At 42.9% G+C, this 26,236-nt stretch carries 25 protein-coding genes, 5 tRNA genes and 1 pseudogene; 28 read left to right on the forward strand and 3 right to left on the reverse strand.

From position 1 onward, the window contains the following. Positions 1–52: 52 nt before the first annotated feature. The 5 genes from BMI76_RS04840 to BMI76_RS04860 all read left to right on the forward strand — a co-directional run bounded on the left by BMI76_RS04840 (position 53) and on the right by BMI76_RS04860 (position 518). Positions 53–125, forward strand: a tRNA-Thr gene (locus tag BMI76_RS04840). 9 nt (positions 126–134) lie between these two features. Continuing rightward, positions 135–206: transfer RNA gene (locus BMI76_RS04845), tRNA-Gly, on the forward strand. A gap of 9 nt (positions 207–215) precedes the next feature. After that, positions 216–301: transfer RNA gene (locus BMI76_RS04850), tRNA-Leu, on the forward strand. Positions 302–320: 19 nt separating this feature from the next. After that, a tRNA-Arg gene (locus tag BMI76_RS04855) sits at positions 321–394 on the forward strand. Positions 395–444: 50 nt separating this feature from the next. Further along, a tRNA-Pro gene (locus tag BMI76_RS04860) sits at positions 445–518 on the forward strand. A 294-nt stretch (positions 519–812) separates the two neighbouring features. On the opposite strand, the gene BMI76_RS04865 is transcribed toward BMI76_RS04860, so the two are convergent. After that, positions 813–2,168: an aspartate kinase gene (locus tag BMI76_RS04865; RefSeq protein WP_075346476.1), complete on the reverse strand. Its 1,356-nt coding sequence runs from the start codon at positions 2,166–2,168 to the stop codon at positions 813–815. Between the two features lie 98 nt (positions 2,169–2,266). Between BMI76_RS04865 and BMI76_RS04870 the strand changes: the two genes are divergently transcribed. The 20 genes and pseudogenes from BMI76_RS04870 to greA all read left to right on the forward strand — a co-directional run bounded on the left by BMI76_RS04870 (position 2,267) and on the right by greA (position 22,485). Beyond that, positions 2,267–2,908: an HAD family phosphatase gene (locus BMI76_RS04870; RefSeq protein WP_075346477.1), complete on the forward strand. Its 642-nt coding sequence runs from the start codon at positions 2,267–2,269 to the stop codon at positions 2,906–2,908. A gap of 158 nt (positions 2,909–3,066) precedes the next feature. Beyond that, positions 3,067–3,858 (forward strand): enoyl-CoA hydratase, encoded by a 792-nt coding sequence (locus tag BMI76_RS04875; RefSeq protein WP_075346478.1) that lies wholly within the window; start codon positions 3,067–3,069, stop codon positions 3,856–3,858. 158 nt (positions 3,859–4,016) lie between these two features. Next, a complete protein-coding gene (locus BMI76_RS04880; protein WP_075346479.1) occupies positions 4,017–4,451 on the forward strand; it encodes a MarR family winged helix-turn-helix transcriptional regulator in 435 nt (144 codons plus the stop codon). After that, the gene (locus BMI76_RS04885) at positions 4,451–5,428 is read left to right on the forward strand and encodes a beta-ketoacyl-ACP synthase III (protein WP_075346480.1); all 978 of its coding nucleotides are present in this window, start codon (positions 4,451–4,453) and stop codon (positions 5,426–5,428) included. Before BMI76_RS04880 ends, BMI76_RS04885 begins: the two co-directional genes overlap by 1 nt. Positions 5,429–5,488: 60 nt before the next feature. Then, positions 5,489–5,713: an acyl carrier protein gene (locus BMI76_RS04890; protein WP_003087018.1), complete on the forward strand. Its 225-nt coding sequence runs from the start codon at positions 5,489–5,491 to the stop codon at positions 5,711–5,713. 101 nt (positions 5,714–5,814) lie between these two features. Next, positions 5,815–6,777: an enoyl-[acyl-carrier-protein] reductase FabK gene (fabK, locus tag BMI76_RS04895; RefSeq protein WP_075346481.1), complete on the forward strand. Its 963-nt coding sequence runs from the start codon at positions 5,815–5,817 to the stop codon at positions 6,775–6,777. A gap of 176 nt (positions 6,778–6,953) precedes the next feature. Continuing rightward, positions 6,954–7,874 carry an ACP S-malonyltransferase gene (gene fabD / locus BMI76_RS04900; RefSeq protein WP_075346677.1) on the forward strand — a complete coding sequence of 307 codons (921 nt, stop codon included), beginning with the start codon at positions 6,954–6,956 and terminating at the stop codon, positions 7,872–7,874. 16 nt (positions 7,875–7,890) lie between these two features. After that, on the forward strand, positions 7,891–8,628 hold the full coding sequence (fabG, locus tag BMI76_RS04905; protein ID WP_075346482.1) for a 3-oxoacyl-[acyl-carrier-protein] reductase: 738 nt from the start codon (positions 7,891–7,893) through the stop codon (positions 8,626–8,628). Positions 8,629–8,669: 41 nt separating this feature from the next. Further along, entirely contained in the window at positions 8,670–9,902 is a 1,233-nt protein-coding gene (fabF, locus tag BMI76_RS04910) for a beta-ketoacyl-ACP synthase II (RefSeq protein ID WP_075346483.1), read from the forward strand. Between the two features lie 3 nt (positions 9,903–9,905). Next, positions 9,906–10,388 carry an acetyl-CoA carboxylase biotin carboxyl carrier protein gene (gene accB, locus BMI76_RS04915; protein WP_075346484.1) on the forward strand — a complete coding sequence of 161 codons (483 nt, stop codon included), beginning with the start codon at positions 9,906–9,908 and terminating at the stop codon, positions 10,386–10,388. Continuing rightward, complete coding sequence (gene fabZ, locus BMI76_RS04920) at positions 10,385–10,807, forward strand: 3-hydroxyacyl-ACP dehydratase FabZ (protein ID WP_003087030.1); 423 nt, start codon at positions 10,385–10,387, stop codon at positions 10,805–10,807. Before accB ends, fabZ begins: the two co-directional genes overlap by 4 nt. Positions 10,808–10,838: 31 nt before the next feature. Then, positions 10,839–12,209, forward strand: a complete 1,371-nt coding sequence (locus tag BMI76_RS04925) for an acetyl-CoA carboxylase biotin carboxylase subunit (RefSeq protein WP_075346485.1) — start codon at positions 10,839–10,841, stop codon at positions 12,207–12,209. 8 nt (positions 12,210–12,217) lie between these two features. Next, on the forward strand, positions 12,218–13,084 hold the full coding sequence (gene accD, locus BMI76_RS04930; protein WP_075346486.1) for an acetyl-CoA carboxylase, carboxyltransferase subunit beta: 867 nt from the start codon (positions 12,218–12,220) through the stop codon (positions 13,082–13,084). Further along, on the forward strand, positions 13,081–13,851 hold the full coding sequence (locus BMI76_RS04935) for an acetyl-CoA carboxylase carboxyl transferase subunit alpha (RefSeq protein WP_075346487.1): 771 nt from the start codon (positions 13,081–13,083) through the stop codon (positions 13,849–13,851). Before accD ends, BMI76_RS04935 begins: the two co-directional genes overlap by 4 nt. A 115-nt stretch (positions 13,852–13,966) precedes the next feature. Beyond that, positions 13,967–17,056 (forward strand): DEAD/DEAH box helicase, encoded by a 3,090-nt coding sequence (locus tag BMI76_RS04940; protein WP_075346488.1) that lies wholly within the window; start codon positions 13,967–13,969, stop codon positions 17,054–17,056. 61 nt (positions 17,057–17,117) lie between these two features. Next, positions 17,118–17,708: a hypothetical protein gene (locus tag BMI76_RS04945; RefSeq protein WP_075346489.1), complete on the forward strand. Its 591-nt coding sequence runs from the start codon at positions 17,118–17,120 to the stop codon at positions 17,706–17,708. A gap of 16 nt (positions 17,709–17,724) precedes the next feature. Then, positions 17,725–19,056 (forward strand): UDP-N-acetylmuramate--L-alanine ligase, encoded by a 1,332-nt coding sequence (gene murC / locus BMI76_RS04950; protein ID WP_075346490.1) that lies wholly within the window; start codon positions 17,725–17,727, stop codon positions 19,054–19,056. Positions 19,057–19,110: 54 nt separating this feature from the next. Next, a pseudogene (locus BMI76_RS04955) lies at positions 19,111–19,530 on the forward strand (GNAT family N-acetyltransferase); the annotation flags it as partial. 426 nt (positions 19,531–19,956) lie between these two features. Next, positions 19,957–21,771 (forward strand): endolytic transglycosylase MltG, encoded by a 1,815-nt coding sequence (mltG, locus tag BMI76_RS04960; RefSeq protein WP_374057270.1) that lies wholly within the window; start codon positions 19,957–19,959, stop codon positions 21,769–21,771. Between the two features lie 231 nt (positions 21,772–22,002). Continuing rightward, complete coding sequence (greA, locus tag BMI76_RS04965) at positions 22,003–22,485, forward strand: transcription elongation factor GreA (RefSeq protein ID WP_075346492.1); 483 nt, start codon at positions 22,003–22,005, stop codon at positions 22,483–22,485. A gap of 283 nt (positions 22,486–22,768) precedes the next feature. On the opposite strand, the gene yidC is transcribed toward greA, so the two are convergent. Next, the gene (gene yidC / locus BMI76_RS04970; protein ID WP_075346493.1) at positions 22,769–23,701 is read right to left on the reverse strand and encodes a membrane protein insertase YidC; all 933 of its coding nucleotides are present in this window, start codon (positions 23,699–23,701) and stop codon (positions 22,769–22,771) included. Positions 23,702–23,791: 90 nt separating this feature from the next. Further along, positions 23,792–24,070: an acylphosphatase gene (locus BMI76_RS04975; RefSeq protein WP_075346494.1), complete on the reverse strand. Its 279-nt coding sequence runs from the start codon at positions 24,068–24,070 to the stop codon at positions 23,792–23,794. Positions 24,071–24,102: 32 nt separating this feature from the next. Between BMI76_RS04975 and BMI76_RS04980 the strand changes: the two genes are divergently transcribed. The 3 genes from BMI76_RS04980 to BMI76_RS04990 are packed head-to-tail and all read left to right on the forward strand — an operon-like array spanning position 24,103 to position 26,092. Then, the gene (locus BMI76_RS04980; RefSeq protein WP_075346495.1) at positions 24,103–24,843 is read left to right on the forward strand and encodes an RNA methyltransferase; all 741 of its coding nucleotides are present in this window, start codon (positions 24,103–24,105) and stop codon (positions 24,841–24,843) included. Between the two features lie 35 nt (positions 24,844–24,878). Further along, positions 24,879–25,382: an HD domain-containing protein gene (locus BMI76_RS04985; RefSeq protein WP_075346496.1), complete on the forward strand. Its 504-nt coding sequence runs from the start codon at positions 24,879–24,881 to the stop codon at positions 25,380–25,382. A gap of 20 nt (positions 25,383–25,402) precedes the next feature. Continuing rightward, entirely contained in the window at positions 25,403–26,092 is a 690-nt protein-coding gene (locus BMI76_RS04990; protein WP_075346497.1) for a Bax inhibitor-1/YccA family protein, read from the forward strand. The last annotated feature ends 144 nt before the right edge of the window (positions 26,093–26,236 follow it).

Genomic DNA, 26,236 nt, shown 5'->3' on the forward strand with positions numbered 1-26,236 from the left:
CTGGCGCTTGAGGGCGTGGGGGTTCAAGTCCCTTCACCCGCATAGAGGATAAGCCGGCTTAGCTCAGTTGGTAGAGCATCTGATTTGTAATCAGAGGGTCGCGTGTTCAAGTCATGTAGCCGGCATTAAGCTATGCGAACGTAGTTCAGTGGTAGAACATCACCTTGCCAAGGTGGGGGTCGCGGGTTCGAATCCCGTCGTTCGCTTTAAGAGAGGCCGGGGTGGCGGAACTGGCAGACGCACAGGACTTAAAATCCTGCGAAGGGCGACCTTCGTACCGGTTCGATTCCGGTCCTCGGCATAAGAGATATAAGGAAGAGGCACCCTTGGCTCAACTGGATAGAGTACCTGACTACGAATCAGGCGGTTGCAGGTTCGAATCCTGCAGGGTGCATGTGCGAGTGATTGGTTTGAGGCTGATGACTTGTTTTTAGGAGGAAGGTACGGGAAGTAGCTCAGCTTGGTAGAGCACTTGGTTTGGGACCAAGGGGTCGCAGGTTCGAATCCTGTCTTCCCGATAGTATTTCTATTTTAGAAAATAAAAGACCAGAATGATTTATTTTGGTCTTTTTATGATAGTTTTAAACAGTATTAGAATATCGGGATAAGAGATATTAAATAAAGATCAATTTTTACAAGCTTCCGATGCTTAAGTAACGTTATTGGAAGCTCCGGTATAGCCTTACTAAACACCGCACCTTAAAGTGCGTCCTTGGTCAATGTTGTAAGTTAGAGATCAAAAAATGAGAGAAACCTGAGCACTTTTCAGAGCGGTTTTCTCTCATTCTTTTATGTTATTGGCTGTTGCTTTGTTATTCTGTCTCAAAAAAAGTTTGGTAAAGCGCCCGAACGGCTGCTTTTTCCTGCTCTGTCTTAATAACGAACATGACAGATACTTCACTGGAACCCTGAGAAATCATTTCCAAATTAATGTGTTTCTTTGAAAAGGCTTCGGCGGCTTTAGCTGTGACACCGATGTGATTCTTCATGTTTTCTCCGACAATCATAATGATGGAAAGATCGCGCTCAATTTCCACTTCGTCAACTTCGAGTTTACGGGTCAATTGTGAGATGATTTCCTGTTCTTTGATGGGTGTCAGTTCACGGCCTCTAAGAATAATAGACATATCATCGATACCGGTCGGAATATGTTCCCAACGAATATTTAATTCTTCTAAGATTTGCAGAACTTTACGTCCAAATCCGACTTCCCTGTTCATCAGATATTTTGAAATGTTAATGCTGACAAAATCATCGTCACCGGAAATTCCAATAACTGGAATGGTAGCTCCGGTGTGTTTCAGGACAATTTTAGTACCTGGATGGTCAGGATTATTTGTGTTTTTAATGACCAGCGGAATTTTTCCGCGGTAGGCTGGGATTAGCGCTTCATCATGCAGAACTGAAAAACCGGCATAGGCCAATTCACGCATTTCCCGATAGGTTAATTCGGAAATAGACTGAGGCTTGTGCACCACACCCGGGTGTGCTGCAAAGATGCCATCAACATCTGTGAAATTTTCGTAAAGATCAGCTTTAACACCGGCGGCCACAATTGAACCGGTAATGTCGGAACCGCCTCGGGAAAAGGTACAAACTTGATTATCAGCCGTTACACCGAAGAAACCAGGGATAACCAAGACTTCATCGCTGTCGCACAGCTCTTCCAGCTTATCATAGCTGGATGGAAGGATCCGTGCATTTCCGGGTTCACTGGTGACAATAATACCAGCTTTTTTTGGATGGACATAGCGGGCAGGCAGATCATTTTTCCTGAAATATTCAGCAATCAGTTTTGCGTTATTGTCCTCCCCGGCAGCTAAAAAAGTGTCATAGAGAAAATCATTATTGTCAATAGGCAAATTAGCGAGATCAATAATGGCCTTGGTAATTTTTTCCAGAATACCCTGTCCGAGTCCGAGTTCATCAATAATCGAACGATAGCGGTTGATAATCCAGGTTTGATCCGCGGTGACATCTTTTTCTGAAACATAAGATTTGTAGTACTTAATCAGGGCATCCGTTACTTTTGTATCTTGATCGTCACGTTTGCCTGGGGCAGAAACAACAACAAAACGGCGGCTGTCATCAGATTTTACAATGTTTAAAACCTTTTCAAGCTGCGCAGCAGAGGCGAGCGAACTTCCTCCAAATTTTACGACTTTCATATATTCTCCAAATTTCAATAAGATTATATAAATTATAGCAAAATTCAGAAAATTTGTCAGCAGTTTTTATGGTAAAATGGTTGAAGGAAGGGGATGTCATGACAGTAAAGGCAATCATTTTTGATATGGATGGTGTTCTTTTTGATACCGAAAATTTCTATTACAGGCGGCGTGAGCTTTTCTTAAACAGCAAAGGGATTTCAATCAAGCATCTGCCGCCGGCATTTTTCATCGGCGGCAATATGAAACAGGCATGGCGGCCGATTTTAGGAAGTGATTATGATAAGTGGGATATTGAACAGCTGCAAAAAGAATACACTGACTATAAAAGCAGCCATCCTCTGCCTTATAAAAATTTGATTTTTTCCGATGTTAAAGATGTTTTAGAAAGACTTCATCAGCAGGAAGTTAAAATTGCTTTGGCTTCCAGTTCGACTAAGTCTGATATTTTGCTGGCTTTAACCGAAACAGATATTTTATCCTATTTTGAATTCGTTTTATCAGGGGAGGAATTTCCCGAAAGTAAACCTAATCCGGAAATTTATAATGAGGCTGCGCGCCGTTTAAAAATCCCCAAGTCTGATATTTTAATTATTGAAGACAGTGAAAAGGGAATTGCTGCAGGTGTAGCTGCAGGTATAGAAGTTTGGGCTGTCAAAGACAGGACATTTGGTCTTAACCAGACAGCTGCCAGCCGGCTCGTTGCCAGTTTAACACAGGCGGTTGATGATGCTTTTTAATCAAAGATATCAGAAAGTACTTTTTCTTTTTGAGAACTGCTTGTTTTTATGATAGAATGAAATAGTTAAGAAGTTTGAGATTCAAACTATTTTGAAATGATACAGCGGCTCGTGTCAGCCGTTTAAACATTTAAAAATTAGAGATGGAGAATGAGAAAATGGATTTTAAAGAAATTCTGTACAGTGTAACGGACGGCGTAGCAACTTTGACCCTCAACCGTCCGGAGGTTTCAAATGGTTTTAATATTCCGATTTGTGAGGAACTTTTGCAAGCCATTTCTGCTGCTGCAGAAGATGAAAATGTCCAAATTTTATTAATTAATGCGAATGGAAAAGTCTTTTCAGTAGGCGGTGACTTGGTAGAGATGCAAAGAGCTGTTGATGATGACGATGTTCAGTCTCTTGTTCGCATTGCCGAGCTGGTTAATGAGATTTCCTTTTCTCTGAAACGTTTGCCTAAACCTGTTGTGATGAGCACAGATGGTGCAGTTGCCGGGGCTGCGGCTAATATGGCAGTAGCAGCAGATTTTTGTATTGCCAGTGACAAAACTCGCTTTATTCAAGCCTTTGTTAATGTGGGGCTTGCTCCTGATGCCGGAGGTCTTTTCCTCTTGACCAGAGCAATCGGGATAACCCGTGCTACACAATTAGCCATGACCGGTGAAGCGCTGACTGCGGATAAGGCATTAGAGTACGGTGTTGCCTATAAAGTTTGTGAATCAGAAAAACTCGAAAAAATGACAGGACGCCTGATTACTCGTCTGAAACGCGGGTCAGTCAATTCCTATAAAGCTATTAAGGAAATGCTGTGGCAGAGTTCTTTTGCCGGCTGGCAGGACTATGCGAAGCTGGAATTAGATCTGCAAAAATCCCTTGCCTTTACAGATGATTTTAAAGAAGGTGTCCGCGCTTATACGGAAAAACGGCGGCCAAAATTCACAGGGAAATAATAGCAAAAAGCCTGATAATAAACTGAAGGTATCTCAAGACAGTTACTTGAGGTGCCTTTCTTTTTTGCAGAAAATATTTTTGAATTAAGCTTGCAATTTCAGTAATCTTTTGATAAACTTTGATAGTCAAAGTTTATTTTCGTATAGGAGGTGGCAGATTGGATTATAATCAAATTAATTCTTACTTAGTTGATATTTTTAATAAAATCATGATTATTGAAGAGATGAGTTTGAAAACGAGTCAATTCAAAGATGTATCTTTAAAAGAGATGCATACGGTAGATATTATTGGAAAAAATGCCAATGTGACACCGAGTGACATTGCCCATGAGCTGCTGGTAACTTTGGGAACTGTCACGACCAGCTTAAATAAACTTGAAAAAAAGGGTTATATTGAGCGAACACGTTCTCAGTTAGACAGGCGTGTTGTTTATTTGACTCTGACACAAAAAGGCAGACTGCTTTATCGTTTACATAATAGATTTCATAAAAATGTTGTTAACCGCATTACGAAAGACATGGACACGACAGAGCTTGGTGCTTTAGAGAAGGGGCTGAGTAACCTTCATCAATTTCTTGAGGGGTTAGTTTAATGGCTTTTGCAAAGATTAGTCAAGCAGCATATTATGTACCTTCACAGGTTGTGACCAATGATGACCTGTCCAAAATAATGGATACCAGCGATGAATGGATTGCCAGCCGGACAGGTATCAAAGAGCGCCGTATCAGTCAAACTGAAGATACTGGTGATTTGGCCAGTCGCGTTGCTGAGCAGCTCTTGCAAAAGGCGGCATTAAAGGCAGAGGAGATAGATTTTATCATTGTTGCTACAATTACTCCTAATTCGATGATGCCTTCCACTGCCGCCCGTGTTCAGGCAGCTATTGGTGCTGTTAATGCCTTTGCTTTTGATCTGACAGCGGCCTGCAGCGGTTTTGTTTTTGCTCTGTCAACGGCTGAAAAACTAATCAAGTCTGGTCAGTATCAAAAAGGCTTGGTTATTGGTGCGGAAGTACTGTCTAAAACAATTGATTGGACAGATCGAACGACGGCCGTTCTCTTTGGAGATGGTGCCGGCGGTGTGCTTTTGGAAGCAGACGCTTCGGAGCATTTTCTGGCCGAATCAATTCATTCTGACGGCAGCCGAGGGGACGGCCTGACTTCAGGCTATCATAATATTTCCTCGCCATTTTCACAGGAAGCTGAAGAAGACAGTTACTACTTGAAAATGGACGGCCGGGCAATTTTTGATTTTGCTATTCGAGATGTGTCAAAAAGCATTTCAGCCTTGATTGAGCAGTCGGGCTTCTCGGTAGATGATATTGATTGCTTCCTGCTGCATCAGGCTAATATCCGTATTCTGGATAAGATGGCTAAAAAAATTGATGCTGACAGAGAAAAATTTCCTGCTAATATGATGAGCTATGGCAATACCAGTGCCGCCAGCATTCCCATCTTATTAGCTGAATGTATCGAAAATGGAACCATAACTTTGGATGGTTCGCAGACTGTCCTCCTCAGCGGCTTCGGCGGAGGTTTGACATGGGGCAGTTTAATTGTTAAAATCTAATTATACATTTTGTGCCTGGCACAGTATATAAAAAATATTTCTTAAATAAAGGAGAAAAACATGGCAGTATTTGAAAAAGTACAAGAAATTATCGTTGAGGAACTTGGAAAAGACGCAGAAGAAGTTAAATTAGAAACAACTTTTGATGAGCTTGATGCAGATTCTTTGGATGTATTCCAAGTCATTTCAGAAATCGAAGATGAATTTGATATTCAAATTGAATCTGAAGAAGGTCTTCAAACAGTTGGTGATTTAGTTGCTTTTGTTGAAGAAAAAACAAAATAAGTAAGTTTTTGAGAGTATTCTTATAAGAATATTCTTTCTTCTTATTGTGATAGTTTGACTGTCAAATTATTGAGTGAAAAGCTTAGAAAGTTTATATAAAAATGAAAACGCGTATTACAGAATTATTAGATATAAAATATCCTATTTTTCAAGGAGGAATGGCTTGGGTAGCTGATGGTGACCTGGCAGCGGCTGTATCGAAAGCTGGCGGTCTGGGCATTATTGGCGGCGGCAACGCACCTAAGGAAGTTGTCAAGGCTAATATTGACAAGATTAAAGCTGTTACAGATAAGCCTTTCGGAGTCAATATCATGCTTTTGTCTCCTTTTGCAGATGACATTGTTGATCTGGTTATTGAAGAAGGTGTTAAAGTTGTAACAACCGGTGCCGGAAATCCAGGTAAATATATGGAACGTTTCCACGATGCAGGTATTACTGTTATTCCGGTTGTGCCTAGCGTGGCTCTTGCCAGACGTATGGAAAAATTGGGTGCCGATGCTGTGATTGCCGAAGGTATGGAAGCCGGCGGTCATATCGGTAAATTAACAACGATGACTCTGGTGCGCCAAGTTGCAGATGCTGTTGATATTCCTGTTATCGGGGCCGGCGGCGTTGCTGACGGACGCGGGGCAGCAGCTGTATTCATGCTGGGAGCTGAAGCTGTTCAGGTAGGGACACGCTTTGTCGTTGCTAAAGAATCCAATGCCCATCAAAACTTTAAAAATAAGATTTTAAAAGCCAAAGATATTGACACCGTTGTATCCGCTTCAGTGGTTGGCCATCCGGTCCGTGCGATCAAGAATAAACTGTCTTCTGAATACGGTCAGGCCGAAAAAGATTTCTTAGCTGGTAAAAAATCAGCTCAGGAAATTGAAGAGCTGGGAGCCGGCGCTCTGCGCAATGCCGTTGTTGACGGAGATGTGGATAATGGTTCTGTTATGGCGGGACAAATTGCAGGTTTTGTGACCAAAGAAGAAACCTGTGAAGAAATCTTAAAAGATCTATACTACGGAGCAGCAGAAGTAATTAAAGCTGAAGCAGCACGTTGGGCAGATGTGAAATAATCCTTACTAGTGATAATAGTAAAAGACAACATAGAAAGGAATTAAATCCGGCCGGAGAGCTGAAAAAAGCACAGCTGCCTGAACCTTAGCTGTACTGCAATGCAGCGGCTTTGGAAATTGCAGTTCCTAGAAGGGCTTATTTCTCTTGCTTTCCAGCCGACTTTGATATCTTAGTTATGACTAAAACTGCATTTTTATTTGCCGGTCAGGGCGCTCAAAAACTTGGCATGGCAAGGGATTTATATGAAGTTTATCCAGTCGTCAAAGAGACTTTTCAAACGGCTGAATCAGTTTTAGGCTATGATGTGCGTGCTTTGATCGATAATGAGGAAGAAAAGCTGAATCAAACACGTTATACGCAGCCTGCTATTTTAACAACCTCGGTAGCCATCTATCGCCTTCTAAAAGAAAAGGGCTGCCAGCCTGACATCGTAGCTGGACTTTCTCTGGGAGAATATTCAGCGCTGGTTGCGGCCGGAGCCATTTCTTTTGAAGATGCGCTGAGTTTAGTCGCTAAGCGCGGGGAATTCATGGAGACAGCGGCACCGGCAGGTACTGGAAAGATGGTTGCTGTCATGAATACTGACCCCCGAGTGATTGAAGATGTGTGCCGGCAGGCAAGCACTAAAGGCATTGTGACGCCGGCTAATTACAATACACCGGCTCAGATTGTTATCGGCGGTGAGGCTGCTGCGGTTGACTATGCTGTAGAACTGCTGAAGGAAGCCGGCAGCAAGCGGCTGATTCCTCTTAAGGTTTCCGGACCTTTCCATACGGCACTGTTAGAGCCGGCCAGTCAAAAATTGGCAGAAGTTTTAGAAACTGTTGATTTTTCTGATTTTGACCTTCCCTTAGTCGGCAATACTAAAGCTGAAATCATGCAAAAAGATGAGATCAAAAGCTTACTTGCCCGTCAGGTTAAAGAGCCTGTGCGTTTTTATGACTCTATTGCGGTTATGCAGGAGTTTGGCGTGGATCGCTACATTGAAGTCGGTCCCGGTAAGGTCTTAAGCGGCTTTATGAAAAAAATTGATAAGGCTGCTAAAGTCTCAGCTGTTGAAGACTTATCAAGTCTGCAAGCCCTTTTGGAAAATTAGAAAGGTAACTACAGAAATGGAAATTAAGAATAAAAATGTGTTTATTACAGGCTCAACTCGAGGTATCGGGCTGGCGATTGCGCATAAATTTGCCCAAGCCGGAGCCAATGTTGTCTTGAACGGGCGTTCAGAGATTTCGGAAGAATTAATAGCTGAATTCAAGGATTACGGAGTTGCTGTCGCTGCTGTTTCAGGAGATGTATCGCATTTTGACGATGCCAAACGTATGGTTGATGAAGCGGTCGAAGCACTGGGCAGTGTTGATATCTTGGTTAATAATGCAGGTATTACCAATGATAAGCTGATGCTGAAAATGACAGAAGAGGACTTTGAAAAAGTTCTGAAAGTCAATTTAACGGGCAGCTTTAATATGACAAAATCTGTTTTGAAACCGATGACCAAGGCCCGTCAGGGTGCCATCATCAATATGTCCAGTGTTGTCGGACTTGCCGGCAATGTCGGTCAGGCTAATTATGCAGCTTCCAAGGCTGGTTTGATTGGTTTTACAAAATCTGTTGCCCGTGAAGCAGCAGCAAGAAATGTGCGTGTCAATGCAATCGCGCCGGGCTTTATTGAGTCTGACATGACAGACCGCATTCCTGATAAAATGAAAGATGCCATGCTGAATCAAATTCCGATGAAAAGATTTGGAACAACTGACAATGTAGCTGAAGTTGCCCTCTTTTTGGCTCAGCAGGATTATCTGACAGGTCAGGTTATTGCCATTGACGGCGGCATGACCATGCAATCGTAATTGATAAGCTAACTAAATTTCCCTCAATAAAGGAGAACAACATGACATTACAAAGAGTTGTCGTAACTGGTTACGGCGTTACTTCACCAATAGGACATACGCCAGAAGAATTTTGGAACAGTCTTCATGACGGAAAAATTGGGATCAAACCCATTACTAAATTTGATGCTTCAGAAATTCCGGTTTTCAATGCCGGAGAAATCCAAGATTTCCCATTTGACAAGTATTTTGTGAAAAAAGACAGAAATAGAATGGATGACTATTCTCTTTATGCCATCTATGCTGCTATGGAAGCTTTGGAAAATGCTGCGCTTGATATGGCGAAAACAATTCGCGACCGTGTCGGTGTCATCGTATCATCAGGTATTGGCGGTCTGCAGGAATTAGAAGATCAAATCATTCGCATGCATGAACGCGGTATGAAACGCATTAAACCTATGTTTATTCCTAAAGCTCTGTCAAATATGGGTGCCGGCAACATTGCTCTTAAGATCGGTGCTCAAGGGGTATGTAAGTCTATTACAACTGCCTGTGCATCAGCCAATGATGCTATCGGAGAAGCCTTCCGTGAAATTAAATACGGTTTTCAGGATGTTGTCTTAGCTGGCGGTTCAGAAGCTTCTATTACCCAAATCGGTATCGGTGGTTTCAATGCTCTTACAGCTCTGTCTACCACAGAAGATCCAGCTCGTTCCGCTATTCCGTTTGACAAGGATCGCAATGGCTTTGTCATGGGAGAAGGGGCAGGCGTGCTTGTTCTTGAAAGTTTGAAGCATGCCCAAGAACGCGGTGCAGCTATTTTGGCTGAGGTTGTCGGATATGGCAGCAACTGTGATGCCTACCATATGACAACACCAAGACCTGACGGTTCTGGTGCCGCTAAAGCGATGAAGCTAGCTATTCAAGAAGCTGGCATTGAACCTGAGCAGGTCGGTTATGTCAATGCTCACGGAACATCAACCCAAGCCAATGAAAAAGGTGAAAGTCAGGCCATTGTTGCGGTTTTAGGCAAAGATGTTCCAGTATCATCTACGAAGTCTTTCACAGGCCACCTTCTGGGTGCAGCTGGTGCCGTAGAAGCGATTGCAACCATTGAAGCAATACGCCACAACTACCTGCCTATGACAGCCGGCACTAAGGAAGTATCAGAAGATATTGAAGCTGATGTTATTATGGGTGAAGGCCGTGAGACAGCGGTTGACTATGCAATTTCCAACACCTTTGGATTTGGCGGGCACAATGCTGTTCTTGCTTTCAAACGCTGGGAGGCTTAATTCATGAATATTTCAGAAATCAAAGATTTGATGAGTCAGTTTGACAGTTCCAGCCTGCGTGAATTTTCCTATAATAATAACGGTGAAGCTCTTGTTTTCAGCAAAAATGAGTCAGCTGCGGCAGTTCCTGCTGCAGCTGCGGTTGAAGCAGCTGTTCCGGCCGCTGCGGTTTCAGTCCCAGCTCCTCAGCCTCAAACAGCAGCAGAAGTTTCAGCATCCCTTGCTGACCAACCAGCAGTGACTGCTGCTGAAGGCGATATTGTTGAAAGTCCCTTAGTTGGTGTAGCTTATCTTGCACCAGCTCCTGACAAACCAGCCTTTGTTTCTGTTGGCGATCAAGTCAAGAAGGGACAGACGCTGCTTATCATTGAGGCTATGAAAGTGATGAATGAAGTACCGGCGCCAAAAGACGGCACAGTCACAGAAATTTTAGTAGCCAATGAAGAAGTGGTTGAATTTGGAAAAGGACTGGTACGCATCAAATGATTGATATTAATAAAATTCGTGAGGCTCTTCCTCACCGTTACCCTATGTTATTAGTTGATCGCGTTCTTGAAGTCAGTGATGATGAAATTGTTGCGATTAAGAATGTGACCATCAATGAGCCCTTTTTCAACGGTCATTTTCCTCAATATCCTGTGATGCCGGGTGTTCTGATTATGGAAGCCTTGGCACAGACTGCAGGTGTCCTTGAGCTGTCAAAAGAAGAGAACAAGGGAAAACTTGTTTTTTACGCAGGTATGGACAAGGTGAAGTTTAAAAAGCAGGTGGTTCCCGGCGATCAGCTCGTCATGACGGCTAAGTTTGTTAAGCGCCGCGGGACGATTGCTGTAGTTGAAGCAAAAGCAGAAGTAGACGGAAAACTGGCTGCAAGCGGAACGTTGACTTTTGCATTGGGGAATTAACAAATTAAAACCTTAGGAGAAATGCATCATCATGTTTAAGAAAATTTTGATTGCCAATCGTGGTGAAATTGCTGTGCGTATTATCCGCGCAGCCAGAGAATTAGGAATTGCGACTGTTGCAGTCTATTCGGAAGCAGATAAAGATTCGCTTCACACCCTCTTAGCAGATGAGGCTGTGTGTATTGGACCGGCTAAATCAACAGATTCTTATCTTAATATGAATGCTGTTTTGTCGGCAGCCATTGTAACTGGTGCTGAAGCCATTCATCCAGGTTTTGGTTTTTTAAGTGAAAATTCTAAGTTTGCAACCATGTGTGAAGAGATGCGGATTAAATTTATCGGTCCAGCAGCTGCTGTTATGGACAAAATGGGAGATAAAATTAATGCGCGTGCTGAAATGATAAAGGCTGAAGTGCCTGTTATTCCAGGTTCTGACGGTGAGGTTTTTACGGCCGAGGAGGCCTTGAAAATTGCCGATAAAATTGGCTATCCGGTTATGCTGAAGGCCTCTGCCGGCGGCGGCGGCAAGGGCATTCGTAAGGTTGATAAAAAAGAAGACCTGACAGCGGCCTTTGAATCGGCTTCTCAGGAAGCCTTGGCAGCCTTTGGCAATGGTGCCATGTACTTGGAAAAGGTTATCTACCCGGCTCGCCACATTGAAGTGCAGATTTTGGGAGATTCTTTCGGTCATGTTATTCACCTGGGAGAGCGCGATTGTTCTCTTCAGCGTAATAATCAAAAAGTTCTGGAAGAAAGTCCTTCTATTGCAATCGGTAAGACTTTGCGCGGTAAAATGGGAGATGCTGCTGTTCGGGCGGCAAAGGCTGTCGAATATGAGAACGCCGGCACCATTGAATTCCTTTTGGATGAAGCGTCGGGACAGTTTTATTTCATGGAAATGAATACGCGTGTTCAGGTTGAACATCCGGTGACCGAATTCGTTACCGGTGTTGATATTGTGAAGGAGCAGATTCGGATTGCTGCAGGTCAGGAATTGGCTTATGAGCAGGAAGACATTCAGATTTCCGGCCACGCGATTGAATGCCGGATTAATGCTGAAAATCCTAAATTTAATTTTGCTCCCAGTCCGGGCAAGGTTAGCGAGCTCTTCCTGCCGAGCGGAGGGGTCGGCCTGCGCGTGGACAGCGCCATGTATAATAACTACACCATTCCGCCTTACTATGACAGCATGATTGCCAAAATTATCGTTCACGGTGAAAATCGCTTTGATGCTCTGATGAAAATGCAGCGTGCTCTCTATGAGTTTGAAGTGAATGGTGTTGTGACGAATGCTGAATTCCAGCTTGATTTAATTTCTAATGCAAATGTTATTGCTGGTGACTATGATACCTCCTTTTTGATGGAGACTTTTTTGCCAGCCTATACAGAGGATAAAGAATAGGTGTTGATATGGCTTTATTTGAAAGAAAAAATAAGTATATCCGTATAAATCCTCAGCGATCCGTTAAAAGGACAGAACCTCGGGAAACACCGGAAGTCCCGGATGAGCTGTTTGCCAAGTGTCCTGCTTGCAAACACATGATTTATCAAAAAGACCTTGGCCTAGCCAAAATCTGTCCCAAGTGCTCTTATAATTTCCGTATCTCAGCTCAGGAACGCTTAGCGATCACAGTTGATGAGGGCTCGTTTCAAGAAATGTTTACAGGCATTGAAACAAAGGACCCTCTCGATTTTCCTGATTATAAGAAAAAATTGGCGGCAGCCCGAGCTAAAACCGGTCTTGATGAAGCTGTCATGACAGGGACAGCTGCCTTTGCTGGACAAAAAGCAGCCCTTGCCATCATGGACTCTCATTTTATTATGGCTTCAATGGGAACGGTTGTTGGTGAGAAAGTTACCCGTCTTTTTGAATATGCCAGAGCAGAGCATCTGCCGGTTGTTATTTTTACAGCCTCAGGCGGAGCCCGCATGCAGGAAGGCATTATGAGTCTGATGCAAATGGCTAAGGTCTCAGCAGCGGTAAAACGCCATTCCAACGAAGGTCTTTTTTACTTAACGGTGCTGACAGATCCTACAACCGGTGGTGTGACGGCCAGCTTTGCCATGGAAGGCGATATTATTTTGGCAGAACCTCAAGCTTTGATTGGATTTGCCGGACGCCGTGTTATCGAAACAACTGTCCGTGAAACCCTGCCTAAGAAGTTTCAAAAGGCGGAATTTCTGTTAGAGCATGGTTTTGTTGATGCTATCGTCAAAAGAACAGACATGAAAGAAACGATTGCCAAACTGCTGGCATTTCATGGAGGTGGCAAATGAGTAATGTGTCAAGAATACTCAAAGAAGCTCGCAATCAGGCGCGTTTAACAACTCTAGATTATGCTGAGCAGATCTTTGATGACTTTATGGAATTGCATGGCGACCGCCATTTTGCAGATGATGGCGCCATTGTCGGCGGTATTGGACTGTTAGATGGCAAGCCGGTTACTGTAATCGGTGTTCAAAAAGGAAAAAACTTACAGGATAATCTGAACCGTAATTTTGGTCAGCCGAATCCTGAGGGTTACCGCAAGGCTCTGCGTTTGATGAAACAGGCGGAAAAGTTCAAAAGACCTGTGGTTACTCTGATTAACACAGCAGGCGCCTATCCCGGTGTCGGAGCAGAAGAAAGAGGTCAGGGAGAAGCAATCGCCCGCAATTTATTGGAAATGAGCGACCTTAAGGTGCCCATTATTGCCATTATTATCGGTGAAGGCGGATCCGGAGGCGCCTTGGCTCTGGCTGTTGCAGACAGGGTTTGGATGCTTGAACATACCATGTATGCTGTTTTAAGTCCGGAAGGATTTGCTTCTATTCTTTGGAAGGATGGCAGCCGCTCCATTGAAGCTGCTGAATTAATGAAGATTACCGCCGGTGAACTCCTCAAAATGGGAGTTATTGATAAGGTTATTCCCGAACACGGTTACTTTTCCAGTGAAATTGTTCAGATGATGAAGAGCAATTTAATAGAGGAACTAACGGCTCTTGAACAGCTGGATGTAGCGGATTTGTTGGAAGAACGTTACCAGCGTTTTAGAAAATATTAACGATTAATCTCATCTTAAGGTGAGATTTTTCTATTTTTTTAAAAGAGATTTTCACCTAAGAAAAGTCCTTACAGATATGATATAATTAAGAGATAAGGATAAAGGCGGAAAAAAGATGAGTAGATTGATTCCTGGACATGTTCGCCATAAGGGCATTGACTTTTACGAACAAAATTTAGTATCTATTTTAGAAGAAAAAGATAACTTTCTGCTGGCACAGGTTGCTGACCGCAAAGTTCACTACACTCTTGAAGACAGTCTTGTTTTTTGTTCCTGTGATATGTTTCGAAAAAAGGGCTACTGTCCTCATATAGCGGCTGTTGAGCACTATTTAAAAAATCACCCTAAGGGGAAAGATCTGGCTGATAATCTGATTGCAGACGAGCAGGATTTGGAAGAAAGAAGGGAGAAAACCTCTTTTGGCAGCCTTTTTCTTGACGGCCTGACAATGAATGAAGATGACAATGTCAAGTACCGTTTGTCTGCTCAGGGCAGTCAGAGTCCCTTTTCGTCAGATTTTTGGTGGACCTTAAAGATTAACCGTCTGCCTGACAAGCGTTCTTATGTCATCCGTGACATTAAGGCGTTTTTGAACATTGTAAAAAAAGAGTCGCATTACCAGATAGGCAAGAATTATTATGAACCGCTCTCGTTTTTACAATTTGATGCTGCCAGTCAGGAACTTATCGAGTTTTTATGGCGTATTGTACCCGATGTTGCTGCCAATACAGAGTTTTTGCTGCCCAATCATGCCCGCAATTTAACCTTTCCAAGTGGCTTTTTTGAAGAGGGCATCAGTCTGTTAACGGATCTTTATGACTTTTCTTTTGAAGGAGAGTCGCAAGTTTATCATGATCTCAATTTTAGGGAATTAGACAGTTCGGCGCAATTTTATCATTTTAAGGTTGTTGTGCACCGTCAGTCTATCGAGCTGATTATCAATGAAAAGCCCGCAAAATTTTTCTTTGATAACCAGTATCTGCTTTATCATAATACCTTTTATCATCTTGACCCTAAGCAAAGAAAACTGGCTGGGGCGATTAAGAGTCTGCCCTTAGAAGAGGATTTGGCTAAGCATATTTATTTTGATTTTGAAGATCAGGCAAAGCTGGCAGCCAGTCTTTTGGATTTTAAAAAGCTGGGCAAAGTTGATGCACCTGCCAGCTTTGATATCCGCGATTTTGATGTTATTTTTAATTTTGATTTGTCCGGCAATCAGGAGCTTGTACTGCACCTAGTATTTGATTACGGGCATGTGCAGGTTGCCAGCCAGGAAGAAAGAGAAGCCCTGCCTTTTGCCAGCCATTTTAAAAAGGAAAAGAAAATTACCGCTCTTCTTGAACGCTATGGCTTTTCAAAGGGCTTTACAGCCTATCATCCGCCTTTGAAGGCTCAGGAACTTTATCGCTTTTTCACGGAAACGCTGCACCATTTTGAGCGTGTAGGCAAGGTCACGCTTTCGCCGTCGCTTGAAGCCCTGCGTTATCTGGAAAAACCAAGGATTGATATTAAAACGACTCAAGGGCTGTTGGATATTTCATTTGATTTCTCAAGTATTTTTGAGGGCGATATTGATGATGCTCTGACCGCTCTGTTTGAAAATCGCTCTTACTTTGTCAGTAAGTCTGGGAAATTAGTCCTTTTTGATGAAGAGACACAAAAGGTCAGTCGTGCTCTGCAAAACTTGCGTGCGAAAAAACTCCCTAACGGCCATCTGAAGGTCAGCAAGCTTGCTGCTTATCAGGTTTCCGATGCCTTGCAGGATGTGGAAAATGTTCAATTCTCCGAAGATTTTGCTCAGCTGGTCGAGGATTTACGGCATCCGGAAGAATTCGAGCTTCCCGATTTCAAGGTCAATGCCAGCCTGCGCGATTATCAGCTCAAAGGCGTAAAATGGATGTCGGTGCTTGATAAGTACGGCTTTGGCGGTATTTTAGCCGATGATATGGGCTTGGGGAAGACCCTGCAGACCCTGACCTTTTTGACAGGCAGTCTCAGCAAGGATTCCAAGGTTCTGATTTTATCACCGTCAAGCCTCATTTATAACTGGAAGGACGAATGCCAAAAATTTACGCCTGACTTAGACGTGGCTGTCTCTTACGGTCTCAAGGCGGTCAGAGATGACGTGATTGCTGAAAACCATCAGGTGACGATTACCAGCTATGCTTCCTTCCGTCAGGACTTTGACCGTTACCAAAAGATGCATTTTGACTATCTGATTTTAGATGAAGCGCAGGTGATGAAAAATACCCAGACGAAGATTGCCCAGAGTCTGCGCGCTTTTGAAGTCAAAAACTGCTTTGCTCTTTCTGGGACACCTATCGAAAATAAGCTGTTAGAAATTTGGTCTATTTTTCAAATTGTTTTGCCGGGACTTCTGCCGGCCAAGAAAGAATTTTTAAAAATGGAACCGCAAAAAGTTGCCCGCTACATTAAACCTTTTGTGATGCGGCGCCGCAAGGAAGATGTCTTGCCGGAGCTTCCTGATTTAACGGAAATTAACTACCGCAATGAACTGGCAGACAGTCAAAAGGCCATTTATTTAGCGCAGCTCCGCCAAATGCAGGACAATATCCGGCAATCCTCCGACGCCGAAATCAACCGTCAGAAGATTGAAATTCTTTCTGGAATTACACGCCTGCGTCAAATCTGTGATACCCCCAAACTCTTCATGTCCTATGACGGCGAAAGCGGAAAGATGGACAGTCTGCGTGAACTGCTGCAGCAGATCAAAGAAAGCGGCCATAGGGCCTTAATCTTTTCTCAATTTCGCAATATGCTGGATTTAGCTGAAGAGGAGCTGAATAGTCTTGGTCTGACCAGCTATAAGATGACAGGTTCTACCCCTGCTAATGAGCGTCAGGAGATGACACGCGCCTTCAACAATGGCAGCAAGGATATCTTTTTAATCTCTCTTAAAGCGGGCGGTGTCGGTCTCAATCTGACCGGAGCTGATACTGTTGTACTGATTGATTTATGGTGGAACCCTGCTGTGGAAATGCAGGCCATCAGCCGTGCCCATCGTATCGGACAGAAGGAAAATGTTGAGGTTTACCGCATGATTACGCGGGGGACGATTGAAGAGAAAATTTTGGAGCTGCAAGAGAGCAAGAAAAATTTGGTGACAACCGTCTTGGATGGAAATGAAACCCGTGCCAGCATGAGTATCGAAGAAATTAAAGAAATTTTAGGAATTTCTGAATGATGGCTTTCAAAATTGTTATTTTTAGTTTATAATAGGAATGTTTCAGAAAGGATGTGAGTTAATGGGTCGTAAAAGAAAATTTCCCTTGGTTGCGGATGATGAGGCTGTCGTTGAAATTGCTAAAATAATGCATTTATATGAAAATGAAGACCTGATCACTAACATTCACGGTCCTTATGAAGATAAGGTTTATGACGATGTAACTCAAGGTTATCAGTTTATTCCTGATAATCCTAATCCTCAGGACGTGGCTTCAGAGCGCATTAAGACACAAAAAGCGGGGAAAACCTATGCTGAAATTGCCCGTGAAAAAGCCCGTCAGGATCTGAAAAAGAAGCGTCAGTCTTTCATTGCCACTGATTATAGCAGACCGGTCTCTAAAGGAATAATCAAGCAATCTGAAAAGGAGCCACCGGCTCCCAAGACTGAACTAGGTCGTTTTTCAAATCATCTGCATCAGGATTCTTATATTTTGGCTGAACTGCCTAAGCACTATTCAGAGCCAGAAAATCCTTCAAGAAAAGATGTTAAAAAGAATAATTACGACTTTTTAAAAACCAGCCAGATTTATAATCAGAAAGAAAAACAGGAACAGCGTGAGCGCCATGTAGCTCAGGAGTTGAACTTGGAACGTCTGGAAGATGTCAACTAGAGGAGAAATTAACAACATGTCTAAAATCATTCACTTTATTGGAATCAAAGGTTCAGGGATGAGTGCCCTGGCACTGATGCTCCATCAAATGGGGTATAAGGTGCAGGGAAGTGATGTGGATAAGTACTATTTTACCCAGCACGGTCTTGAAAAAGCAGGCGTTGCTATTTTGCCTTTTGCCGAAGCGAATATCACTGATGATATGGAAATTATCGCAGGAAATGCCTTTCGGGAAGACAATAATATTGAAGTTGCCTATGCCGTAAAAAACGGTTATCATTTTAAACGTTATCATGAGTTTTTGGGTCAGTTCATGCGTCAGTTTACCAGCCTTGGTGTGGCGGGCGCTCATGGCAAGACCTCAACAACAGGCCTTTTGGCTCATGTCCTGAAAAATATTACGGATACCAGTTATTTGATTGGTGACGGTACAGGACGCGGCTTGGCTAACAGCCAGTATTTTGTTTTTGAATCCGATGAATACGAGCGTCATTTTATGCCCTATCATCCGGAATATTCTATCATCACGAACATTGACTTTGACCATCCTGATTACTTTACAAGTGTAGATGATGTTTTTGATGCCTTTAACGATTATGCCAAACAGGTTAAAAAAGGTCTTTTTGTTTACGGAGAAGATCCTTACCTGCGCAAGATAACCTCACCGGCACCAATTTACTATTATGGTTTTAAGGACGATAATGATTTTGTTGCCTATGATATTATGAGAAATACCAATGGCTCTGACTTTAAGGTCAGACATGGACAAGAAGAGCTGGGGCGCTTTCATATACCGGCTTTTGGCCGTCACAATGTGCTTAATGCGACAGCTGTTATTGCAAACTTGTATATTGCCGGTGTTGATATGGAATTGGTCGCTCAGCATCTGCGGACTTTCTCCGGTGTTAAACGCCGTTTCTCAGAAAAACGCATTAACGATACGACTATTATTGATGACTTCGCTCATCATCCGACTGAAATCATTGCAACGCTTGATGCTGCCAGGCAAAAATATCCCTCAAAAGAAATTGTGGCTATTTTTCAGCCGCACACCTTTACAAGGACCATTGCGCTGTTAGATGATTTTGCGCAGGCTTTAAATGAGGCAGACAGTGTTTATCTGGCACAGATTTACGGTTCTGCGCGTGAGGAAGATCATGGCGATGTTAAAGTAGAAGACTTGGCAGAAAAAATCATTAAACCTGCTAAGGTGATCACTGTTGAAAATGTTTCTCCTCTTTTAGACCACGATAATGCTGTCTATGTCTTTATGGGAGCAGGAGATATCCAGCTTTACGAACGTTCATTTGAAGAACTCTTATCTAATTTGACAAAAAATACGCAATAATATAAAGGATTTCTTTACTTTTCAGTAAAGACCTTTTTTCTAAAAGGAGAAAACATGCTGATTAGACAGGTTCAGCAGGCTGATTTAGGAGCAGTCAGCCGCATTGAAGCTGAAAATTTCTCAGCTGCTGAAGCAGCTTCTCCCCAAGCTATCAAAGAGCGAATTGAAAAAATAGCCGATACCTTTTTAGTAGCTGAGCAAAATGATCAGCTTGTAGGCTATATCGAAGGCCCTGTGATTACGAGCCGTTACCTGACAGATGATTTGTTTCAAACGGTTCAGACCAATCCAACCCAGTCTGGCTACATTGCAGTAACCAGTCTTTCTGTGTCTAAACCATTTCAAAAACAAGGAATTGGAACGACTTTGCTGGCAGCTCTGAAGGATCTGGCCGTGGCCCAAAAGCGTTTAGGCATCAGCCTGACCTGTCATGAACATTTAATTTCTTATTACGAAATGAATGGTTTTACAGATGAGGGCCTCTCATCGCTGGCAGCTCTGAAGGATCTGGCCGTGGCCCAAAAGCGTTTAGGCATCAGCCTGACCTGTCATGAACATTTAATTTCTTATTACGAAATGAATGGTTTTACAGATGAGGGCCTCTCATCGTCAAATCATGGCGGCAGCACTTGGTACAATATGGTCTGGGATAATCCTGAAGCTTGATTTTTAGTTACATAGCTGTAATAAAAAACTGGTAAGATTGCCTTTAAAGCGTTTTTAGGTTATAATAGCCTGTGATAAACATTAGGAGGTTAAGCTTTGACTGATGATATCTTTAATGACAAAGAAAAGAAAAAAGCTCAACAGACGAAAAGTTTTAAGGAACAAATTTTAGCAGATATGGAGAAGGCCAGCCGCCTGCGCAGAGAAGGCAGGACTGAGCAGCCAGACAGGGGAATATCTGACAATCATTCTGCTGCTAATGCTCAGCTGTCTGAAGAATCATCCGGTCAGACAGCAAAAAAAGAGGAGCCGGCAGCTGTGATGCCGGTTCCCGAGGGAAAGATTACAGATCAGGTGGTTGACGACGTTTTAGCCAACCTAGATGAAGTTTTTTCTCCCGATTCGAGCGGCCCGTCAGATAAAAAAGAGCCTGTTCAGCCAACACCTCAATCGGCTGAGACGCCGGCAAAAGTATCGCAAACTTCAGAAGCTGCCCAGACAGAGACAGATTCAGCTCAATCGAATCCTGAGTCTGCTGAAGCCGATTCAGCAGCACTTATTGCCGATGATCCTTCTAATAATTTAGAAGTAAAAGTTAAAACAACAGGAACTTGGTTTGATGACGGTGAAGCGGAAAACTGGCAGCTGCCTGCTGATTTTATAGAAAAGCATCAAGGCAGCATTGAAGAAGAAACCAAAGAGCTGTCTGTATCCGATTTGGCATCTAAGTCCCAAGCTCAGCCAGAGCCTAAAGAGGAAACCGAGGCAGAAAAAGCAGCGGAAAATCCTAAATTTGAAGAAGAGGAGGCGCCAAAAATTACGAAAAAACCTCACCGTTCTAAAGATAAAAAGGCCCCTCAGGATACAGCCGTCAGTCTGAATCAGAGTAGGCAGCAGCGCCATAAGAAAACCAACAGACTGGCTAGAAAGATTTCGGCTGTCTTAATCACCTTCATCCTCGTCTTACTGATAGGCACAGGTGTTTTTGGTTACTATTATGTTTCCAGTGCTCTCAAGCCTTTGGATGCTAAATCTTCCAAGTACATTCAGGTAGAGATTCCAAATGGTTCCGGCAATCGGATGATAGGCAAGATTCTTGAAAAAGCCGGTGTTATTAAAAACGCAGCTGTTTTCAATTATTACACTAAATTCCGCAATTACGGCAATTTGCAGAGCGGTTATTATAATTTGCAAAAGAGCATGTCGCTGGATGAAATCGCTAAAGCCCTTCAAAAAGGAGGAACAACGACGCCTCAGGCTCCTGTTCTTGGGAAGGTCTTGATTCCTGAGGGCTATACGATCAAGCAGATTGCCAAGGCGGTTACCAGCAATGCCAACACCAAGAAAAAAACCGATAAAACACCTTTTACATCCAAGGAATTTCTAAAAACAGTTCAGGACAAAGCTTTTATCAGCAAAATGGTAAAGAAATATCCTAAACTCTTAGGCAGTCTGCCGGATGCTTCTAAGGCAACTTATCAGTTGGAAGGCTATCTGTTTCCAGCTACCTATACTTATGAGAAAAAGACCAGTGTTGAAGATTTGATTGACAGCATGCTGGCTGCCATGGATGCCAACCTGCACAATTATTATGATAGCATTGAATCACAGGGCAAATCTGTCAATGACATTTTGACGATGGCTTCCCTTGTCGAAAAAGAAGGCTCAACAGATGATGACCGCAAGAAAATTGCCGGTGTCTTCTACAACCGTATAGATCAGGATATGCCTCTTCAGTCTAACATTGCTATTCTTTATGCAATGGGAAAATTAGGCGAGAAAACAACCTTGAAAGAGGATGCCAATATCAATACTAAAATCAAGTCTCCTTATAATGTTTATACGAATAAGGGCTTGATGCCCGGTGCAGTAGACAATCCTGGCCTGTCTGCTATCAAAGCAGCGGTCGAACCGGAGTCTACCGATAATCTGTATTTTGTGGCAGATGTCACAACGGGCGAAGTATACTATGCCAAAACTTACGAGGAGCATTCTGCCAATGTTGAAAAATATATCAACAAGAAGATAGAAGACTCAAGCAGTGAGTAATGAGAGAGCTGAGTGGTTTACATGACAGCCTAAAAATATGAACAGTCTTACCTTAAAGACAGCAGCAGCTGACTTTTAGATCTATTTTTCCAAATCGTCTTAGGACTTTTTGGAGACTGTCAGCTTTGCAGGGGTGGACGGCGAGCTTTGCAGCTTGAGCGTTTGCAAAAGCTTGCCCCACTCCCTTTTCATGTCTAAAATTATTTATCATATAGAAAAGAGAGATTAACTATGTCAGAAAAAACTTATCCAATGACGCTTGCTGAAAAGGAAAAACTTGAGCAGGAACTTGAAGATTTAAAATTGGTCCGCCGTCCGGAAGTTATCGAGCGTATTAAGATTGCCCGTTCTTACGGCGATTTATCAGAAAACAGTGAGTATGAAGCTGCTAAGGATGAACAGGCCTTTGTTGAAGGGCAGATTTCAAGCATTGAAACAAAGATTCGTTATGCTGAGATTGTTGACAGCGACGCTGTTGCTAAAAATGAGGTAGCTATTGGCAAAACAGTTGTTGTCCGCGAAGTCGGCACCACAGATGAAGATACTTATTCTATCGTCGGAGCTGCCGGGGCTGATGTCTTTGCCGGGAAAATCTCTAATGAAAGTCCTATTGCGCAGGCCTTGATTGGCAAGAAAATCGGCGATAAGGTCACCATTGAGTCTCCTGCAGGCAGCTATGAAGTTGAAATCATCAAAGTGAGAAAATCAAAATAAAAAAACCATTCAAAAACAGTCTGAACGTGCTTATTCAGACTGTTTTTTTACTATAGTTTGCCAAGCAGCCACCATAGCTGTAATATCTGGCAGGAAAGGATTAAAGCCCTGTCAGGATTATTCTTTGCTGTAAAGGAGAGCTTTCTTGGTTTTTTATTATGCTGTGCTATTATTTTCTGGATAGTTTCTTTGACATGGTATATTTAATAAATAAGTTAGCAATACAAAAAATGCTTAATGATAAGCATTTTTTGTTAGGTATCTTTGATGTTTTGCCGCAACTTTATTTTCGGCTGCGCTGTTTGCCGGCATTGCGCTTAGGCTTATGCTTTTTAGGCGCCATGATAGCTTGACTGTCAGCGGCCTTTTTAGGTGTAACATCCTTGCGGGTATTAGATTTAAAGGCTTTAGGAGGATTCTTTTCAAATTCCTCATCAATTTGCTGGCGAAGTCGTGGCTTGATAATGTGATTGGTCAGCAGCTGCTGAATGAGTCCGAAGATACCGCTGATCAGCCAGTAGAGAGCACCGCCGGCAGGAGCGCTCATAGAGATGAAAATCATCATCAGAGGCATTACCAGCATCATTCCCTTCATTTGCTGCTGCTGCGCTTCAGAGACGCTGCGCGTTGACAGCCATGACTGGACGAAATAAAGAATTCCGATGATAACCGTAATGAGTAAACTTGGCTTACCGAGATTGATACCAAGGAAGCTGTGGCTGGAGATTCCCGGGGTATAGCGAGTAGCGTAGAAGAGCGCCGAGAAGAAGGGCATTTGAATCAGGATAGGCAGGCAGCCAAACCCGCCAAATACGTTGATGCCATAGTGCCGCTGAGCTTCCATCAGCTCAGTCTGTGCAGCCATCTTTTCTTCTTGGGTCTGAGCTTTCTTCATTCGCTCCTGAATAGGATCAAAAACAGGTTTGAGATAGGCCATTTTTTCCGTTTGATAGGTCATTTTTTTGACTTGGCTCAGACCCAGCGGCAAGATGAGCAGACGGACAACGATGGTCACAATGATAATGGCAAAGCCAAAACCGATGCCTAAATCATTGGCCAGATACTTGATAACATTGCCCATAGGTTCAACTAAGAGGTTATAGACCCAGCCCTCGCCGGTTGGTTTGCCATTTTTAGTCTGTACACAGCCCGATAGGAAAAGGAGCATTGACAGCGCCAGACCTGAAAATAAAAGTCGTCTATAAGTTTTTTTCACAATAATCTTCCTTTGTTTTAATAATACCTATCTATTTTACTGTTTTTTGCTAAAATTCTCAATAGTTCTTAAGCATGATTTTTAGACAAATTAATTAGCCATTCGAAAATCGTGGTAATCAGCAAAATTAGCCATATTGACATCCACATAGGTCACTTTGGAAAAAGGGGAAGGCCCTTTTCTGACTTCCTGAATAAATTTAGACATCTTTTCGGGACTTTCAGACTGTGCTAAGATTTCAACCGTTCCATCATCATTGTTCCAGACACGGCCGTAAATATCACCTATTTCCAGAGCAAGGCTGTAAGTGGAGTAGCGAAAACCGACACCCTGAACACGGCCTGAAACGACTAACCTGACTTTTTGCATACTTCTGCCTCCTTTTTTGCTATAATATCCTTATGACTATTATAACCTCAAAAGCCAATTCCTTGGTTAAAAAAACAAAAAAATTATTACAAAAAAAATACCGCAAAGAGTCTTATCTGATTGAAGGCTGGCATCTTTTTGAAGAGGCCAGGGCACACGGAGCTGAAATTCTCAATGTTTTTGTTTTACCGGATTATGCTTTTAAGGCGGATGGATTAGCCAATGTTTTCATTGTTTCAGAAGACATTTTAAAAGACCTGTCAGCTTCGAAGACCCCTCAGGGAATTGTTGCTGAGATAGCCCTGCCAAGACCGGAGCTGCCGCAAAATCTTCTTGGGAAATACCTGCTTTTAGAAGATGTTCAGGACCCCGGAAATGTAGGAACCATGATTCGAACGGCTGATGCCGCTGGTTTTGATGCTGTTTTTATTTCTGACAAGACGGCTGATATCTATAATTTAAAAACACTTCGTTCCATGCAGGGAAGCCATTTTCACCTTCCTGTCTACAGGGTGAAGCTGTCAGATGTGATAGAGCTTCTGAAAGAAGCCGGAACTTTAACCATCGCTACAACTTTGTCGGAAAACTCGCTTGATTACCGGACTTTGGATAAAGTCGAAAACTTTGCGCTGATTATGGGAAATGAAGGACAGGGAATTTCTCACGAAATGGCTGAGCAGGCGGATATTTTAACGCATATTAACATGCCCGGTCAGGCAGAAAGTCTGAATGTTGCCATCGCCGCTGCTGTAATTATTTTTAGCTTAATTTAAGCTGGTATGATATAATAGATACAGAGGTGACAGTCATGAAGAAATACGAACAGGACGAAGAATTCATGAAGCTGGTCGGACATCTGATTAATCATCCGCGCTTTAAAAAGCTGGATGGGATTGTTCAGCATCAGCATTCGACACGTTCCGAGCATTCCATCAATGTCAGTTATACCAGTTATAAGATTGCCAAAAAATTTGGCTGGGATGCGAGAAGCACGGCCCGCGGGGGGCTTTTGCATGATTTGTTTTATTATGATTGGCGCGATACCAAATTTAATAAGGGACATGCCTGGGTACACCCTAGAATCGCTGTCAAGAACGCCCGCAAAGTAACTAAGCTAAATAAAAGAGAAGAAGATATTATCTTAAAGCACATGTGGGGAGCTACGATCGCTCCGCCTCGCTATAAAGAAGGCTATATCGTGACTATGGTTGATAAATATTGGGCTGTTAAGGAAGCGATGACGCCTCTGCGCAATAAATGGCAGAAGCGCCGTATCCTGCGCCGCAAGTTTCTGGGCAGTCACAATCATTAGAAAATTTTAGGAGAAAGCAAATGGACAACAACACAATTTATACACAGAGCGACAGTAAACTCAGCAGTTTCTTCGCCAAAATTTACAGCCTGGTCGGAATGGGAATTGGCTTATCGGCCTTGGTCTCCTATCTGATGCTCTATGTTTTTCGGGATAATATGATAGCTATCATGACCAACGCTGTCTGGATTTATTATCTGGCTATTTTTGGGGAACTGGCTCTCGTCTTTATTGCAAGCAATGCTGCCCGTAAGAACAGCCCTGCAGCTTTGCCGCTCTTTCTCACTTATTCAGCTTTGAATGGCTTTACACTTAGCTTTATCATTGCTCTTTATGCGCAGACAACAGTCTTGCAGGCCTTTGTTTCATCAGCGGCAGTTTTCTTTGCTATGTCGCTTATCGGCTTTACAGTGAAAAAAGACTTGTCAGGTATGGCTAAGGCCCTGATAGCTGCTCTAATCGGCATCATTATTGCCAGTGTGGTCAATATCTTCATTGGCAGCGGAGCTATGAGCTATATTATCAGTATTCTTTCAGTATTGATTTTCTCAGGGCTCATTGCTTATGACAATCAGCTGATTAAACGTGTTTATGAACATACCGGCGGCAATGTCGGCGATGGCTGGGCCGTATCGATGGCACTTAGCCTTTACTTAGACTTTATCAATTTATTCCTCAGTTTACTGCGTATCTTTGGCAGAAACGATTAAAACCGCAGGAGAGAGCGGGACAAACAGCTGTGATGGCTGCCTGTCCCGCTTTTTTTGATCCTATCCCACTGTATTGATGGCTGAGGTTTGCCATTTAGACAGTTTTTAATTCAGCAAATGCGATGTGAACTGGGAGACAGAGTT

Origin of the sequence: Streptococcus sp. 'caviae', assembly GCF_001937065.1 — a bacterium.
Taxonomy (GTDB): domain Bacteria; phylum Bacillota; class Bacilli; order Lactobacillales; family Streptococcaceae; genus Streptococcus.